General features: G+C 51.9%; 14 protein-coding genes and 2 tRNA genes. 7 read left to right on the top strand and 9 right to left on the bottom strand.

From position 1 onward, the window contains the following. Positions 1–11: 11 nt before the first annotated feature. The 3 genes from HV037_RS07680 to HV037_RS07670 all read right to left on the bottom strand — a co-directional run bounded on the left by HV037_RS07680 (position 12) and on the right by HV037_RS07670 (position 2456). A complete protein-coding gene (locus HV037_RS07680) occupies positions 12–338 on the bottom strand; it encodes a fructose PTS transporter subunit IIB (protein WP_003028254.1) in 327 nt (108 codons plus the stop codon). A 221-nt stretch (positions 339–559) separates the two neighbouring features. Further along, positions 560–1525, bottom strand: coding sequence for a glucokinase (gene glk / locus HV037_RS07675; RefSeq protein ID WP_016153902.1), 966 nt, complete (start codon positions 1523–1525; stop codon positions 560–562). 233 nt (positions 1526–1758) lie between these two features. Continuing rightward, positions 1759–2456 (bottom strand): IS1 family transposase gene (locus HV037_RS07670; RefSeq protein ID WP_223274117.1). Its coding sequence is split into 2 segments (ribosomal slippage): positions 1759–2207 and positions 2207–2456, totalling 699 coding nucleotides; the frame shifts between segments, so codons are not numbered across the junction. A gap of 49 nt (positions 2457–2505) precedes the next feature. Here HV037_RS07670 and HV037_RS07665 point away from each other — a divergent pair. Then, positions 2506–3741 carry an ion channel protein gene (locus HV037_RS07665; RefSeq protein ID WP_103284087.1) on the top strand — a complete coding sequence of 412 codons (1236 nt, stop codon included), beginning with the start codon at positions 2506–2508 and terminating at the stop codon, positions 3739–3741. Here HV037_RS07665 and HV037_RS07660 read toward each other — a convergent pair whose 3' ends face one another. After that, complete coding sequence (locus tag HV037_RS07660) at positions 3742–5394, bottom strand: thiamine pyrophosphate-binding protein (protein ID WP_103284088.1); 1653 nt, start codon at positions 5392–5394, stop codon at positions 3742–3744. It lies immediately after the preceding gene. Between the two features lie 182 nt (positions 5395–5576). Here HV037_RS07660 and mgrA point away from each other — a divergent pair, with 182 nt between their 5' ends. The 5 genes from mgrA (at position 5577) to HV037_RS07635 (ending at position 11568) form a co-directional block, all read left to right on the top strand. Next, entirely contained in the window at positions 5577–6575 is a 999-nt protein-coding gene (gene mgrA, locus HV037_RS07655; protein WP_047416354.1) for an L-glyceraldehyde 3-phosphate reductase, read from the top strand. 128 nt (positions 6576–6703) lie between these two features. Then, positions 6704–7033 carry a DUF2502 domain-containing protein YpeC gene (ypeC, locus tag HV037_RS07650; RefSeq protein ID WP_016153906.1) on the top strand — a complete coding sequence of 110 codons (330 nt, stop codon included), beginning with the start codon at positions 6704–6706 and terminating at the stop codon, positions 7031–7033. Positions 7034–7435: 402 nt separating this feature from the next. Next, a complete protein-coding gene (locus HV037_RS07645) occupies positions 7436–8995 on the top strand; it encodes a PTS transporter subunit EIIC (protein ID WP_103284089.1) in 1560 nt (519 codons plus the stop codon). A 16-nt stretch (positions 8996–9011) separates the two neighbouring features. After that, positions 9012–10364, top strand: a complete 1353-nt coding sequence (locus HV037_RS07640) for an adenylosuccinate lyase family protein (RefSeq protein ID WP_103284090.1) — start codon at positions 9012–9014, stop codon at positions 10362–10364. Further along, positions 10357–11568: an amidohydrolase family protein gene (locus tag HV037_RS07635; RefSeq protein WP_103284091.1), complete on the top strand. Its 1212-nt coding sequence runs from the start codon at positions 10357–10359 to the stop codon at positions 11566–11568. Before HV037_RS07640 ends, HV037_RS07635 begins: the two co-directional genes overlap by 8 nt. Here HV037_RS07635 and HV037_RS24530 read toward each other — a convergent pair. The 3 genes from HV037_RS24530 to HV037_RS07625 all read right to left on the bottom strand — a co-directional run bounded on the left by HV037_RS24530 (position 11561) and on the right by HV037_RS07625 (position 14429). Continuing rightward, positions 11561–11920 (bottom strand): hypothetical protein, encoded by a 360-nt coding sequence (locus HV037_RS24530; protein ID WP_233896630.1) that lies wholly within the window; start codon positions 11918–11920, stop codon positions 11561–11563. The genes HV037_RS07635 and HV037_RS24530 overlap by 8 nt on opposite strands. Further along, a complete protein-coding gene (locus HV037_RS07630; protein WP_233896632.1) occupies positions 11917–13107 on the bottom strand; it encodes a hypothetical protein in 1191 nt (396 codons plus the stop codon). Before HV037_RS07630 ends, HV037_RS24530 begins: the two co-directional genes overlap by 4 nt. Before the next feature lie 83 nt (positions 13108–13190). Further along, complete coding sequence (locus tag HV037_RS07625) at positions 13191–14429, bottom strand: Nramp family divalent metal transporter (RefSeq protein ID WP_103284092.1); 1239 nt, start codon at positions 14427–14429, stop codon at positions 13191–13193. A 344-nt stretch (positions 14430–14773) separates the two neighbouring features. On the opposite strand from HV037_RS07625, the gene nupC reads away from it, so the two are divergent. Continuing rightward, positions 14774–15976, top strand: coding sequence for a nucleoside permease NupC (gene nupC, locus HV037_RS07620; protein WP_016153912.1), 1203 nt, complete (start codon positions 14774–14776; stop codon positions 15974–15976). A 153-nt stretch (positions 15977–16129) separates the two neighbouring features. Here nupC and HV037_RS07615 read toward each other — a convergent pair. Next, positions 16130–16205, bottom strand: a tRNA-Ala gene (locus tag HV037_RS07615). A 42-nt stretch (positions 16206–16247) separates the two neighbouring features. Further along, positions 16248–16323 (bottom strand) — tRNA-Ala (locus HV037_RS07610). Between the last annotated feature and the right edge of the window lie 51 nt (positions 16324–16374).

The following is a 16374-nucleotide window of genomic DNA, read 5'->3' as shown; positions in this document are numbered from 1 at the left end:
CCTGTCGATGATTATTGTTGTTCAGCGGCAACCATCTCTTCGATCTCTTTGATGATGCCGGCTGCATTTTTTATCGCGTCCTGTAACGTAATTTCGTAGACGTCACGCGACTCAAAACGCTCGTTATCTTCCGGAGTAACGGCAACAGAATGGATGATCAACGTTGCCTCTGCGATATCCTGCGCCGTCAGGCGATTTTGAATTCCGTCCGCACCCTGGGTTTCAATTTTCACTTCATAACCCGCTTCAACCGCGGCTTCTTCCAGCGCCTGGGCCGCCATAAAGGTATGGGCCAGCCCCATTGGGCACGCGCAAACGGCAATCAGTTTTTTGCTCATAATCATTTCCTCGTAATAGTTAACGAGTGAAATTATGGTCCGGGGAAAGTAACGACCGTTATCAGACAAATAATGCTTTTACTGGACAAATAATCCCGCCATTCGGAAATGTGACGAAGGTCGGAAAGGCGGGCGGCAGGCATAAAAAAACCGCGTAATAAACGCGGTTTTGCGGGATATATGTAAGCCGGATAAGCGCTGTGCACCGTCCGGCGTTGGTCTTACAAAATATGGCCCAGCGTCTGGCGCAGATGCGCACCGGAACCAAGCAGGCCCGGGTTATCATGCACGATCAGATATACCGGAATATCCTGTACGTAGGCTTTAAAACGCCCCTTATCTTCAAAACCACCACGGAAACCCGAAGCTTTAAAGAAGTCGAGGAAGCGCGGTACGATGCCGCCAGCGATGTACACACCGCCAAACGTGCCCAGCGTTAACGCCAGATCGCCGCCAAAACGCCCCATGATGACGCAGAACAGCGACAGCGCGCGACGACAGTCGATACAGGAATCAGCCAGCGCACGCCCGGTGATATCCTTCGGCTGCAGATTTTCCGGCAGGCGCCCGTCTGATTTGACGATAGCGCGATACAGATTAACCAGCCCCGGACCTGACAGTACGCGCTCTGCGGAAACGTGACCAATTTCCGCACGCAGGACCTCAAGGATAATCCCTTCTTCTTCGCTGTTAGGCGCAAAATCCACGTGACCGCCTTCACCAGGCAAGCTCACCCAGCGTTTATCTACATGCACCAAATGCGCCACGCCGAGTCCGGTACCTGCGCCATAGACAGCAATAGGCTTGCCTTCAACAGGTTCCGCACCGCCAAACTGGATCAAATGCTCTTTCTTCAGCATCGGGATCGCCATCGACACGGCGGTGAAATCATTGATGATTTCCAGATGACTGAAGCCCAGATTTTTTTTCATCTCAGCAATAGAGAATGCCCAGGTATGGTTGGTCATTGCCACCCAGTCACCGGTAATCGGACAGGCAATGGCAATACAACCATCCTCAACGCTGACGCTATGCTCATCCAGGTATACGCGTACTACCGCCTCGAGGCTTGGGTAATCCAGCCCGGAATAGGTTTTTGCCTGCGAAATCTCGCCGCTGGCAATGTCGCACAGAGCAAGACGCGCGTTGGTGCCGCCAACATCACCTACTAAAGCATATTTTGTCATTCTTCCACTGCTCCGCTAAAGTCAGAATAAATCTTTGCCACACTGTAAATTCATGGGGGCATAACAACAACGCCCTGAAGGCTGATGCCCGTGGAAAATCGATCCAGATCACATAATTACTTTATCGTTTCAGCACCATTTGCAGCGATGCGGTTGCGCAGGCTGTGCAAACTATGTCTATGACTCTGTTTTAAGGAATAGAATATGCTTCATCCACGGGTAATGACTCCAACTTACTGATAGTGTTTTATGTTCAGATAATGCCCGATGACTTTGTCATGCAGCTCCACCGATTTTGAGAACGACAGTGACTTCCTGCCCAGCCTTGCCAGATGCTGCCTCAGATTCAGGTTATGCCGCTCAATGCGCTGCGTATATCGCTTGCTGATAACGTGCAGTTCTCCCTTCAGGCGTGATTCATAAAGCGGCCAGCCATCCGTCATCCATACCACGACCTCAAAGGCCGACAGCAGGCCAAGAAGACGCTCCAGCGTGGCCAACGTGCGTTCACCGAATACGTGCGCCACAACCGTCCTCCGTATCCTGTCATACGCGTAAAACAACCAGCGCTGGCGTGATTTAGCGCCGACGTAACCCCACTGTTCGTCCATTTCCGCGCAAACAATGACGTCACTGCCCGGTTGTATGCGTGAGTTTACCGACTGCGGCCTGAGTTTTTTAAGTGTCGTAAAATCGTGTTGAGGCCAACGCCCATAATGCGTGCACTGGCGCGACATCCGACGCCATTCATGGCCATATCAATAATTTTCTGGTGTGTACCGGGCTGAGAGGCGGTGTAAGTGAACTGTAGCTGCCATGTTTTACGGCAGTGAGAGCAGAGATAGCGCTGATGTCCGGCAGTGCTTTTACCGTTACGCACCACGCCTTCAGTAGCTGAACAGGAGGGACAGCTGATAGAAACAGAAGCCACTGGAGCACCTCAAAAACACCATCATACACTAAATCAGTAAGTTGGCACCATTACCCATCCACGAGCCAGAACGATGCTCTTGCTATCAACTCCTGCGCTAATTATTGGTATTGCCTCCAGCCTGGTGTTGATCGTTGTGATGAAAGTGGCGTCGGTTTTACAGCAATTTTTGTGGGAACGCCTGCCCGTTAGCATTGGTATTGCCCAGGACTCTCCGCTGTGGATTATCGGCATGCTGACGCTCACGGGGATCATGGTCGGGTTAGTTATTCGCTACAGCCAGGGTCACGCGGGACCGGATCCTGCCTGTGAGCCGTTAATTGGAATGCCGGTCCCCACCTCAGCAATTCCGGGCTTGCTGGCAGCGCTCATCCTCGGCCTGGCGGGTGGCGTCAGTTTGGGTCCGGAACACCCGATCATGACCGTGAATATCGCACTGGCTGTGGCACTCGGCAGCCGTATGTTTCCCCGCATTGCTAAGCTGGACTGGACCATCCTCGCCTCTGCCGGCACCATCGGCGCGCTATTTGGCACCCCCGTTGCCGCCGCGCTGGTCTTTTCACAAACGCTGAATAGCTCGGACAATGTTCCCTTATGGGATCGCCTGTTTGCACCGTTAATGGCCGCCGCCGCGGGCTCGCTGACCACCAGTCTGTTTTTTCACCCCCATTTTTCACTGCCCATCGCGCACTACACGCAGATGCACGTGATCGATATCCTCAGCGGTGCGGTCGTTGCCGCCATCGCCATTGCCGCCGGGATGGTGGCTGTCTGGTGTCTGCCGCGTTTACACCATTTAATGCATCGATTGAAACACCCGGTCCTGATTCTTGGGGCTGGCGGCTTAATCCTCGGCATTTTAGGCGTTATCGGCGGACCGCTTACCTTGTTTAAAGGGCTGGACGAAATGCAGCAAATGGCATTTAGCCAGACGCTGGGAGCATCGGATTATTTCATGCTCGCCGTGATCAAATTGGCGGCATTAGTGGTTGCAGCTGCGAGTGGTTTTCGCGGCGGGCGAATTTTCCCGGCAGTATTCGTTGGGGTCGCGCTTGGCCTGATGCTGCACGCCCACGTTGAAGCGGTGCCAGCGGCCATTACCGTCTCCTGCGCGATTCTTGGACTGGTGCTGGTCGTCACCCGTGACGCCTGGCTGAGCCTGTTTATGGCAGCAGTGGTGGTGCCAGATTCCACCCTGCTGCCGCTGCTGTGCATCGTCATGCTGCCCGCCTGGCTGCTGCTGGCGGGCAAACCGATGATGATCGCCGAGCGTACCGATAAGTAGTTAGCCTCCGTTACGCGTTTCCAGCGCACGGGTCACCGTGCGCAATAGCTCAGGAAGATCGGCTTTCGGTAGCACCACCTCAATTAACGACAATCGTTGCGGATGGGACAAACGGGCCAGCACTTCTTCCAGTTGTACCGCCTGCTCCACACGCCAGCACTCCGCCTGACATTCACGACGAAACGCCTGCGGCACCTGCGTCCAGTTCCAGGCAGCGATATCGTTATAGCGCTGATTTGCCCCATGTATAGCCCGCTCCACGGTATAGCCGTCATTATTTAGCAGCAAAATAACGGGAGATTGCCCGTCTCTGAGCATAGAGCCCAGTTCCTGAATGGTGAGCTGCGCCGCACCATCGCCAATAATCAGGATCACCCGGCGGTCCGGGCAGGCGGTTTGCGCGCCAAATGCAGCCGGGAGCGCGTAGCCGATAGACCCCCACAGCGGCTGAACCAGCACCTCCGCTCCACCGGGTAGCATGAGCGCAGCCGCGCCAAATGCAGCGGTCCCCTGGTCGACGAGGATAATGTCATTGGGCGCCAGATATTGCTGCACCGTATACCAGAAATTTTCCTGCGTCAGAGGTCCCTTTTCAACCTGAATACGTCTAACTGGCGGGCGTTCTGGCGGCAGTGAAAAAGACATCTCCAGACACAGCTCCCGCAAGGTGGTTACCGCCTGCTCCATCGGAACGTTAAACCAACGGTTTCCAATCCGTGAGGCATGTGGCTGCACCTCAATCGTGCGCTCCTGTGGTAGCTGTTGCGTAAACCCGGCGGTCAGAGTGTCAACAAATTGTGTGCCAACACATACTATCGTGTCGGCATCTTCTATCGCCTGACGTACATAGTCGCTGCTGGCTCCAGCGCTGTAGGTGCCGACAAACGCCGGATGACGCTCATCGAATAGCCCTTTGCCCATCAACAACGTGGCGTGGGCCATCGGCGTTTCCGCCATCCAGCGTTGCAATACCGGCTGCAGGCCAAAGCGTTGCGCGAGAACGTCTGCCAGAAGCGCTACGCGCGGGCTGTCCAGTAACCGCTCGCGGGCATGGTAGCGAAACGCTTCTGCCACGCTGCTTTCTGGCTCGCTCAGAGGAACAATCAGGATGTCATTCGGCGGCGTGGTCCGCTGTTTTGCCACATCAGCAGGTAACATCAGATAGCCCGGTCTGCGTTCGATGAGCATTGTTCGCAGCACGCGGTCAATTTCATAACAGGCGTTTTGTTCATCCAGCACTGCGCTGGCCGTCGTCACCGCCTGCTGCATACGATAAAAATGCTGAAAATCACCGTCCCCAAGGGTGTGATGCATCAACTCCCCGCGACGTTGGGCACCACGACAGGGCGCGCCAACAATATGCAAAACAGGAACATATTCCGCATAGCTTCCCGCGATACCGTTAATCGCGCTTAACTCACCTACGCCAAACGTGGTGAGCAGCGCCCCCACTCCGGATACCCGGGCATAGCCATCCGCAGCATAAGCCGCATTCAACTCGTTCGCACACCCGACCCAACGTACGCTGGGATGTTCAATCACGTGATCAAGAAACTGCAAATTATAATCGCCAGGCACACCAAAGAGATGGCCAACACCACAGCCTGCCAGCCTGTCCAGCAGATAATCAGCAACGGAATACGGGGTTTGCATGACAGCTTTCCTTCTGACGGTAACCTCATGTTGAGTATCGAAGAACTGTGATGACTGTCCAGGAAAGTCGCTGTGAAGGGGGTGGAAAGCAAGATGTACAGTTTTCATCCCTAAATTTAATTGCAGCTGGCCTTGTGTAAACGTATACACTCAAAGTCACACCTTATCTGACAGGAGGCTATATGGCTTATCAGGCTGCTGAAAATCGTTATCAGACAATGGAGTACCGCCGCTGCGGTCAGAGCGGCCTCAAGCTCCCGATTGTATCACTGGGGTTGTGGCACAATTTTGGTGATACCACGCAGGTCGAGAACAGTCGGGCGCTGTTACAGCGTGCATTCGATCTGGGGATCACCCATTTTGATCTGGCGAATAACTATGGTCCACCGCCGGGTTCAGCGGAGCGAAATTTTGGTCGCATCCTGCAGGAAGATTTTTTACCGTGGCGAGATGAGCTGATCATCTCCACCAAAGCAGGTTACACCATGTGGGAAGGCCCTTACGGGGACTGGGGCTCACGCAAATACCTGATTGCCAGCCTCGATCAAAGCCTGAAGCGCCTGGGGCTGGAGTATGTCGATATCTTCTACCACCATCGCCCCGACCCTGAAACACCGCTCAGAGAAACCATGCGCGCACTGGATCATATCGTCCGTCATGGCAAAGCGCTGTACGTAGGCCTCTCTAACTATCCGGCTGAACTTGCCAGACAAGCGATTGAAATACTCGACGATTTAGGTACGCCATGCCTTATTCATCAGCCCAAATATTCTATGTTTGAGCGTTGGGTCGAAGAGAGCCTGCTGTCGCTTTTACAGGAAAAAGGCGTCGGTAGTATCGCCTTCTCACCGCTGGCTGGCGGGCAGTTAACCGACCGTTATCTGAACGGTATTCCGGCGGATTCTCGCGCCGCAAGCACCAGCCGTTTTCTGAATCCGGACCAGATCACCCCACAAAAACTGGAAAAAGTTCGAGCGCTGAACGCACTGGCAGAGCGACGTGGACAAAAGCTGTCTCAGATGGCGCTCGCGTGGGTTCTTCGGGAAGATAAAGTTACGTCTGTGCTGATTGGCGCCAGTAAACCGGCGCAAATTGAAGATGCCGTCGGCATGCTGGCAAACCGTCACTTTACGCCTGAAGAGTGCGCGGAGATTGATGCCATTCTGAGTCGGTTGAAATAAAGACACATTTATTAACAAAAAGTGCTCTCACTTGCGATTTAAGAGTTGTGGCGATGAAACGGGGCTTTACTGCCCCGTAATATTACGTTAACAGGCCGGCTACGGCTCGATCGTGAAGGAGAGAAAACATGTTCAGGTCACTGATTCTGGCGGCAGTCTTAATGGCTTTTACACCGCTGGCCGCGAACGCTGGCGAAATCACCCTGCTGCCATCAATAAAATTGCAAATTGGCGATCGCGATAATTACGGTAACTACTGGGATGGCGGCCGCTGGCGCGACCGGGATTACTGGCACCATAACTATGAGTGGCGCAAAAATCGCTGGTGGCGTCATGACAACGGCTACCATCGTGGCTGGGATAAACGCAAAGCTTATGAACGCGGCTATCGAGAAGGCTGGAATGACCGTGACGACCATCGCGGTCGTGGGCGCGGCGGTCACGGGCATCGTCATTAAGAAAAGGAACCTGTGGTAACAGAGAATTTTTAACAATGGCAAAGGGTTCCGTTCACCGTATGTTCATTGTTTCTCTGAACCCCTCATTCCCGTAACGGGCAAGGGAGGCTCACCGTCTCCCTTGCCACCCAGGCTTCCGGCAGGAAAAATCGTCACTTCGTGATCCATTCGCCTTATGTCGTCTTCCTTCGGATCGCTTCAGTACGCTGACTTTCAGTTCAATCCGTTTCGCTTTAATAAAAAATACCTTTGCAGCTAATCAATCCTTAAGTGACCAGCATTAACCTGCAGGCTGCTTTTTTATGGTCAAATCCTGCGCTTTTTATTTTTCACTATTTGCCCTTGAGCAAAAATCTCCTGAACGTATCTTATCCTCAAGAGAATTCACGTCAGGATTAACTTATGAATGCTAATTTTAAGAATGAAATTCAGACATTCGGTCGATCGCTATTATTACCGATCGCCGTACTGGCGCCTGTGGGGATGGTCATGGGAATTAGCGCTGCGTTAGGGCAGAGCTATATGATTGATAAACTCCCCTTTCTGGGCAATGAAATTTTCAGAGCAATTCTCTCTTCTCTGGGATTAATCAGCAGCGTCGTTTTTAATAATATTCCTTTACTGTTCGCGATGGGTGTCGCCTACGGTATGTCTAAAAAAGAAAAAGGGATTGCTGTATTTGCGTCCGTCGTGGCTTACCTGACTCTGCTTATCGCCATGCATGTGCATCTTAAGCTGGCGGGTACGCTGGCGAAAGAGGATATGGCTTTGGTCGGACAGGGAATGGTATTAGGTATTCAGACGCTGAAAATCGAAGCGCTGGGCGGCATTATTGCCGGGCTGCTGGCAGCTAAAATAACCGACCGTTTTTACCGGCTGCAATTACCTCTCGCTTTCGCCTTTTTCAGCGGTAAAAAATCCGTCGCGATCTTAGCCATTGCTTTTTCCATTCCCGTCGGCTTGATCATTCCTTTTATCTGGGATCTGTTTACCGCAGGTATGCGCGCCATATCAACCATAATGATGGCACCCAACATTGGTGCAGGTATCTATATGACGCTCAATCGCCTGCTAATCCCGTTTGGCCTGCATCACGTCCTCAGTTCCACCGTGCGTTTCACCGCGGCAGGCGGTACGTACCTGATTGACGGGCAGACCTATGTCGGTATTTTACCCGCTATCAATAAAATCCTGTTTGAGCTTGGTCCCACCCATCCGGCCTGGAAAGAGTATATGCCGACGCTCACCAGCTATCTTGCCTCATCACAAATGCTCACGACGCTGTTCCGCGTTCCGGCGATTGGTCTGGCGATGTACCACATGGCCTATTTCAAGAATAAGAAATTTGCCAAAGGGATGATCCTGACCGTGGTGCTGACCGCCATGCTGGGGAATATTACCGAACCGCTGGAGTTCTCCTTCCTGTTTATCGCGCCAAAACTCTTTATTGTCTATGCGGTACTCTGTGGCTTATTGACCATTCCACTGCAATTACTGGAAGTCTCCATCGGCTATATTCGCGGCACCATTTTTGATTTTGGTATTTTCGGTTTGATGTATGAACACACCCAATGGATTAATTTAATTATCCTCGGCGTGATTAACTTTGTTGTCTTCTATTTCGTCTTCCGCTTCGCGATCGGTAAATTTGATATTAAGACCCCAGGCCGAGAGAGTGAAATCGCTGACAGCACCTTACTGAACAATAAAGAGTACGACAAAGTCGCCGAACTGGTGATTCAGGGGCTGGGCGGGACAGAAAATATCAAGCGCGTTGAAAACTGCGTTTCACGGTTACGTATTGATTTGAAAGATCAGAAAAAAATGGACATGGCCATTCTTAAAGAATCTGGCTCGCTGGGGACCTTTATCCCCTCCAGCAACCATGTTCATGTGGTATTCGGCCCACACGTAGAATTTGTCCGTAACGCGGTAGACGACCGCCTCGTCGGTGCGAAATAAATTCAAGGAGATAGTAATGCGTGCACTGTATGATTCAAAAAGCAAAACGATCGACGATCGAGGAATGAAATCTCTGCTCGCGCAGCCAGCGCGGATACAGTCATGGCTCGATGTTGAAGCCGCCCTGGCTCAGGCACAGGCCGGACACGGCATGATCCCCGCCAGCGCCGCAGTCAATATTACCGCTAACTGCCACGTGGATAAGATTGACCTGACGGAAATGGAACGCCTGCTGCGCGAGATTGGTCACGGCTTCGTTCCGGTCATCAAAGTGCTGGTCAAAGCCTGTGACAGTGAAAGCGGAAAATACGTGCATTACGGCGTCACCACGCAGAATATTCAGCAAACAGCACAGCTTTATCTGGCAAAGCAGTTCGATACCATCATGCAGGGTTTTGTGGACGATATTCTGCGTAACCTGGCAAAGATGGCATCTGACCATAAAGCAACGATTATGGCCGGACGTACCCACGGTAAGCACGCGCTGCCCATCACCTGGGGCTATAAAGCCGCCGTGTGGATTGATGAGTTACTGAGCGCCCGGCAGCGCATGCAGGAAGCGGAAAAACGCGTCTTTACCGTGATGATGGGGGGAGCCGTGGGCGCCTTCCACGCAACCGGTGAAACCGGCCGCCGGGTTCAGGATAGCGTTGCCCAAAAGCTGGGAATGCATTCAATGGCGATTCCCTCCCGCAACTCGCGCATTTACCGCACTGAATACATTAGTAATTTGTGCCTGCTGGCGACGACGTTACACAAAATAGCCGAAGAGGTTTATCAGACCTCAAGCGAAGAGTTTGCCGAAGTTTCAGAAGCCTTCACTAAAGGCACCGTTGGCAGCAGCACCATGCCGCAAAAAGTGAATCCTAAACTGGCGAAGGGGATCATCGCTAACGCGCAGAAATTGTACTCAGTAATGACCTCCTGCCTGTATGTCAGCCCACGTCCCTTCGAAGCAGACAGCTCCGCTTACTTTATCTTTGACGGTAATATCCAGGAGAGTATGGAGCTAATGGCTGAGATTGTGATGCGAGCCGAAGAGTTGACGCGAACGCTGGTCATCAATCCTGGGCGTATGCGCCAGAATGTGCAGTTAACGCATGGTCTTATTAATAGCGAAAAAATCATGATGCAGCTGGTGGAAAGGCTGGGCAAAGATGCCGCACATGAACGCGTCTACCAACTGGCAATGCGCAGCACGCATGAAGGCATCCCCTACGCTGATGTGCTGCGTGATGACCCTCTTATTCGCCAGCACTTTAGCGACTCAGAAATTAATACGCTGCTGGATCCTGCTCACTACATCGGCCTTTGCGCAGAAATCGCCGAGGAAACGGCCGCTCGCGTATGGGAGAAAGACAATGGCTGATCCCCTGCTTTCTCTGGCAAGTGAACGCATTGTCACCCCGAATGGAATCGAAAGCGGCTATCTGCATATTGAAAGCGGGCGTATTTCTGGCCTCGACAGTACGCCACGAGGGAAAATCGTCGATTATCGCCATGCCATCCTGATGCCCGGTTTTGTGGATATTCACGTTCACGGCTGGGGGAGAGGGTCGTTTGCCTGGAGAGGTGAACGCCGTTCTTTGCAGGCGATGAGCCGGGATCTGGTTAACGCCGGGGTTACCGCGTGGCTTGCAACATCAGCCACCCAGCCGGAAACGTTCTTGCTGGAGAGTCTTTCCACCGCCGCGGACTGGATTGCAGACGCAAAAGCGGAAGATGGTGCCGAAGCGGTGGGTATTCATATGGAAGGCCCCTTTATTAACCCTGCATACAGCGGAATGCAGAGCAAGGACGCAATCCAACCACCCGATATCGAAGGGTTCAAACGCTATCAGCACGCCGCGAGGGGAAATATCCGTCTGATGACGCTCGCACCCGAACTGCCGGGCGCCCTGGCGCTAATCCGCTATTTACGCCAGTCAGGCGTCACCGTGTCAGCCGGTCATACCGACGCCACCTTTGATGAAACCACCCTCGCCATTGAAGCCGGTTTAACCCACTTTACCCATGCCTTTAGCGCCATGCGCGGGCTGCATCACCGGGAGCCTGGCGTGGTGGGGGCGCTGATGTACCATCAGAATACGTATGCCGAGGTGGCAAAGCAGAGCGGGATTACGTTGCGACCAGAAGTGTTCGACATTCTCTATCGGTTGAAAAAAGATCGCCGGTTGGTCATGGTCAGCGATTGTCTGGGATATGTGGATTTTCCCGAAGGATCTGAATTCCACCATTACCTGCGCCAGGAGACGTTTCGCATTCACAATCATTGTCTTGAAATCACCGACCACAGCGGAAAGACCCGAACGGTTTCACCCACGGAGTGGTCCGAAGTGTGCAAACTGGAGATGAGCTTTCTGGACTCCGTGAAAAATGTGGTCGACAGGCTGGAAAAAGGCTGGGTTTCAGCCGCGCAGATTGCCTGCCTTAATCCGGCAATCCTGGCGGGTGTTGACGCGAGAAAAGGCAGCCTGACGTCAGGAAAAGATGCCGATATTCTCGTGTTGGGTGCAGAGTTAAACCTGGAAGCCGTCTGGTGTCGCGGCGTTTCGCAACCTCTGGCTAAATAAAAATATCACTGTAATGCGTATCAAGAAAAATTTTTAACGCCTCCTGGCTCATTCCCTGAACCTGCTGAATAAAGTCCTCAGCAGGTATTTTTTTGCGCGCGGAGGGAAGTCCATTTTCGCGTAATAACAGGAGATCGTCCTGCGTGAGCCAGAAATTCACTTTGACATAATCCAGCCCGGCGTAGCGGAGATGACTCGATATCTTGTTTGTAAAGGTAATCAGCAGGTCGAATTCGAGCTGCTGAAGCCGCGCAATCTCATTGATGTTGATGCAGGCGGGGATTTCAATATGGAAGCGGGAGAAAAGCATCTCTTTAAAATAGCCGACCTTACTCTCTGACGAGTTCGTCACAATAATGACCCGCTTTTTCTTATCGCCAACACCCGATTTTTGAGCGCATACTTTTTGATAATCAGCACCAGGGTTGCCAGATGAATAGCAGAAAAGGTCGTTTGCCAGTGATGTTCAATCTCTTTCACCGCATACTGGACATGTTCCCATAGCTCAGGATAGCGTCGCTGGACATCATGGAGCTTTTTATCATCGAACCAGAGATGAAATTTATTCTGGATGATGGCGGCATAGATAAAATTATAAATCTCTGCAAACCAGGCGTGCTGATTGTGAATGGTGTTCTCCAGACATCCGGCTAAAGCGTGACAGGTGCGCTTAACGTAAGAGACCAGCCGGGCGTCGTATAATGTGAAGGGGCGATGAGTAAACGTCAGTGAAGCAATCAGCAGATCCAGACAGATATTTTCATCCGCATCAGGCAATACGCCATAAGGAAAGGTTGTCAAAAACTCAGCCGCCGAACTCTCCGTAATTCTGTGTCCCCTGCGGATACGGTGCAGAGCAAGGCTAAGATAGACCAGTAAGTATTTTCTGCCGTTATATCCCAGGGCGATGACCGGACTGATTTTCTCTTCGTAATAGTCTACCGCCTGGTTTATCTGTGCAGCACACTCATGAAGAAACTGTTCGGCAATCGAACGGCCTGTCGGCTCATTGGCCTGGTGGGCGATAAGTCGGTGATCCTCACCAATTTCAACCGTTTTTAGTATCGTCATGCACGCCGCCAGCCGCAGCTGGAACTCATCCCCCGCAAGCCGGGAGCCCTTACGCGGGATACTTTGCACAATCAGATCGCGTTCCTGCACCAGGCTCATCATGACGGGATTATCATTTTTTACCGTTCCCGCACTGACATAAAATTTTTTGTAATAATCATTTTTATTCACCACATCGTGCAAACAGAGCGCCACAAAGAGATCCTTCACCCTCTCTTCTGCCGTAGTGATATAGCGATTAAACTGGACGCGCGCTAAAAACTGTCGGTATTCGCTGTAGCCAATCCGGGTGGTAATAAACTGATTATCCTGATGTAGCTGGACATTTTCTGGCAGAAGTTCATTGAGCTCTTTCATTGTCCGTTTTAGCGTGGAGAGCGTTTTACCGAAACGCTCGACGGCCTCTTCAACGGGGAGCGGACTGTTGTCCTGGAGATATTTCAGGAAAGAGAGATCAAAGTGATTCATGAACGCCTGCCAGTTAATTATGCAGGGCACATAATAGAGGAAAACCTCAATTAAAACCGTGACCCGTCGCGAGTCACGGTTGATTATAGCCCCATCGCCGTGCCGGCCAGTAGCCAGAGATTGAGCGCCACGACCAGTATCACAATGACCCAGCCAATCTGTTTAACGCAACGACGATTGACCAGATCCCCCATCAGCTTACTGTCGCTGGTGAAGATCAGCAGCGGCACCAGCGCCAGCGCGATACCAAAACTGAGCAACACCTGACTCATCACCAGAATACGGGTCGGATCCAATCCCATTAGAATCACAATAAATGATGGCATCATAGTGACGGTACGGCGTACCCATAGCGGAATGTGAAAACGGATAAACCCTTGCATCACCACCTGCCCCGCCAGCGTACCGACCACGGTAGAAGAGAGTCCCGCAGCCACCAGGCTTAAACCAAACACCATCGCTGCAGCGTGACTCAACAACGGTTCAAGGGTCAGATACGCCTGATCGAGATCGGCAATACCGGTATGCCCGCTAAAATGAAATGCGGCGGCAGCCGTCGCCATCATCGCCAGATTGACAAATCCGGCAATCGTCATGGCGATAGCCACATCCCATTTAGTGGCCGCATAGCGCTGTTGGCGTGTTCCGCCGTGCAAATGCTGAGTTAAGGAAGAGTGCAGATAAATAACGTGCGGCATGATAGTCGCACCGAGCACCCCAGCGGCCAGGAACACCGCTTCGGAATTAGGCAGGCTTGGGATCACCATTCCCTTACTAAGCTGCGCGAAGTTCGGTTGGGAAAAAACCAGCTCCACAATGTAAGCCGCGGCCACAAACAGCAGCAGGCCGCCAATCACCTTTTCCAGCGGTTTTTGACCGCGACGCTGCAGCATCAGAATTAAGAACGTCGCGATACCGGTGAGTACGGCCCCTTGCAATAAGGAAACACCGAGGATCAGTTTGAAGCCAATCGCAGCGCCAATAAACTCAGCAAGGTCTGTTGCCATAGCGATAATTTCTGCCTGCACCCAGTAGAACCACACCACCGGGCGAGGATAATGATCGCGAATTTGCTCCGCCAGGTTTTTACCCGTAGCAATGCCGAGTTTTGCCGACAGCACCTGAATCAGCATCGCCATCAGGTTTGCCCAGACCACCACCCACAGCAATTGATAACCAAAGCTGGCCCCTGCCTGGATATTGGTGGCGAAATTACCCGGATCGATATAGCCGATCGCCGCAATGAACGCAGGTCCCATTAATGCGAGCTTCAACTTGCGCGCTGCCCGCCCACTGCTACTCTCAACGCGATCGTTAGTCATTTTAGTGCCTCAGAAACATAGCCTTTGCTATGTTTCAAGCTACGCCTACTGAGAATGATTATCAAATTCATTTTAATGGGTGACGTTGATTTCTCTGATAGCGTTTGTCTATGGATCGATAAGGATTCTGGAAATACTGGCGAGATGTTTAATTATTGTTATGAGAATAGCACAATGACATAACTTTTCACTTCCATACTAAACATAACGGAAGTGTATCACCGATCACTAATTTTGAATCTCGTCACAGGTCCTTATTATAGTGTGTGTTTGATCTCGTTTTCTTTATGGTTGTTACATAGAATGTGCACGAAAACTAAACCTGCCTCATATTTGGAGCAAATATGGACCGCGTTCTTCATTTTGTCCTGGCCCTTGCCGTGGTTGCGGTACTCGCACTGCTGGTAAGCAGTGACCGTAAAAAAATCCGCATTCGTTATGTTATTCAATTGCTTGTTATCGAAGTGTTACTGGCATGGTTCTTCCTGAACTCTGATGTCGGTCTGGGCTTCGTGAGAGGCTTCTCCGAGATGTTTGAGAAACTGCTCGGGTTTGCTAATGAAGGGACAAACTTTGTCTTTGGTAGCATGAACGATAAAGGCCTGGCATTCTTCTTCCTGAAAGTGCTTTGCCCGATCGTCTTCATCTCCGCCCTGATCGGTATTTTGCAGCATATCCGCGTACTGCCGGTAATCATCCGCGCGATTGGTTTCCTGTTATCCAAAGTAAACGGTATGGGCAAACTGGAATCCTTCAACGCCGTCAGCTCTCTGATCCTGGGTCAGTCTGAGAACTTTATCGCCTATAAAGATATTCTCGGCAAAATGTCTCGCAACCGTATGTACACCATGGCAGCAACGGCGATGTCGACCGTTTCCATGTCTATCGTCGGCGCGTACATGACCATGCTTGAGCCGAAGTACGTGGTTGCGGCGCTGGTTCTGAACATGTTCAGCACCTTTATCGTGCTGTCGCTGATCAACCCTTACCGCGTTGATGCCAGCGAAGAAAATATCCAGATGTCTAACCTGCACGAAGGCCAGAGTTTCTTCGAAATGCTGGGTGAATACATTCTGGCTGGTTTCAAAGTGGCAATTATCGTTGCGGCGATGCTGATTGGTTTCATCGCACTGATCGCTGCCCTGAACGCCCTGTTCGCCACCGTGACCGGTTGGTTTGGCTACAGCATCTCCTTCCAGGGCATCCTGGGTTACATCTTCTACCCGGTTGCATGGGTAATGGGTGTGCCGTCCAGCGAAGCGCTGCAGGTGGGCAGTATCATGGCGACTAAACTGGTTTCCAACGAGTTCGTTGCGATGATGGATCTGCAGAAAATCGCCGCTACGCTCTCCCCGCGCGCAGAAGGCATCCTGTCCGTGTTCCTGGTTTCCTTCGCTAACTTCTCTTCCATCGGTATTATCGCCGGTGCGATTAAAGGCCTGAACGAAGAGCAAGGTAACGTGGTTTCTCGCTTTGGTCTGAAGCTGGTGTACGGCTCTACGCTGGTGAGCGTACTGTCTGCATCTATCGCCGCACTGGTGCTGTAAGCGTAAGACAACATCGCAGTGATAAGACCGGGGAGATTCATATTCTCCCCGGTTTTTTTATGCCTGCGATTCAGCAAACCAAAGAGATAAAGAGTAAGAACTGGCAGGATGCAGAAACAAAAAACCCCCGCTTTTCAGCGAGGGTTTAAATTTTGGTGGAGCTAAGCGGGATCGAACCGCTGACCTCTTGCATGCCATGCAAGCGCTCTCCCAGCTGAGCTATAGCCCCACGATGCTTTTACGTACGTACCAAATTCATTGGGATTAAATTTGGTGGAGCTAAGCGGGATCGAACCGCTGACCTCTTGCATGCCATGCAAGCGCTCTCCCAGCTGAGCTATAGCCCCATTACGTAAAGCTTGTCGAGTTGACGGGCGGCATCATATGAATTCCCTTCG

The organism is Citrobacter sp. RHBSTW-00017 (assembly GCF_013797615.1).
In the GTDB taxonomy this organism is placed as follows: domain Bacteria; phylum Pseudomonadota; class Gammaproteobacteria; order Enterobacterales; family Enterobacteriaceae; genus Citrobacter; species Citrobacter braakii.
The sequence above is the reverse complement of the archived record's forward strand: the minus strand, read 5'-3'. Positions and strand labels throughout refer to the sequence as shown.

Coding starts and splice junctions, on each gene's coding strand:
- HV037_RS07640 (WP_103284090.1), top strand. CDS start 9,012: ATGCGTGCACTGTATGATTCAAAAAGCAAAACGATCGACGATCGAGGA.
- ypeC (WP_016153906.1), top strand. CDS start 6,704: ATGTTCAGGTCACTGATTCTGGCGGCAGTCTTAATGGCTTTTACACCG.
- glk (WP_016153902.1), bottom strand. CDS start 1,525: ATGACAAAATATGCTTTAGTAGGTGATGTTGGCGGCACCAACGCGCGT.
- HV037_RS07680 (WP_003028254.1), bottom strand. CDS start 338: ATGAGCAAAAAACTGATTGCCGTTTGCGCGTGCCCAATGGGGCTGGCC.
- mgrA (WP_047416354.1), top strand. CDS start 5,577: ATGGCTTATCAGGCTGCTGAAAATCGTTATCAGACAATGGAGTACCGC.
- HV037_RS07645 (WP_103284089.1), top strand. CDS start 7,436: ATGAATGCTAATTTTAAGAATGAAATTCAGACATTCGGTCGATCGCTA.
- nupC (WP_016153912.1), top strand. CDS start 14,774: ATGGACCGCGTTCTTCATTTTGTCCTGGCCCTTGCCGTGGTTGCGGTA.
- HV037_RS07660 (WP_103284088.1), bottom strand. CDS start 5,394: ATGCAAACCCCGTATTCCGTTGCTGATTATCTGCTGGACAGGCTGGCA.
- HV037_RS07630 (WP_233896632.1), bottom strand. CDS start 13,107: ATGAATCACTTTGATCTCTCTTTCCTGAAATATCTCCAGGACAACAGT.
- HV037_RS07635 (WP_103284091.1), top strand. CDS start 10,357: ATGGCTGATCCCCTGCTTTCTCTGGCAAGTGAACGCATTGTCACCCCG.
- HV037_RS07625 (WP_103284092.1), bottom strand. CDS start 14,429: ATGACTAACGATCGCGTTGAGAGTAGCAGTGGGCGGGCAGCGCGCAAG.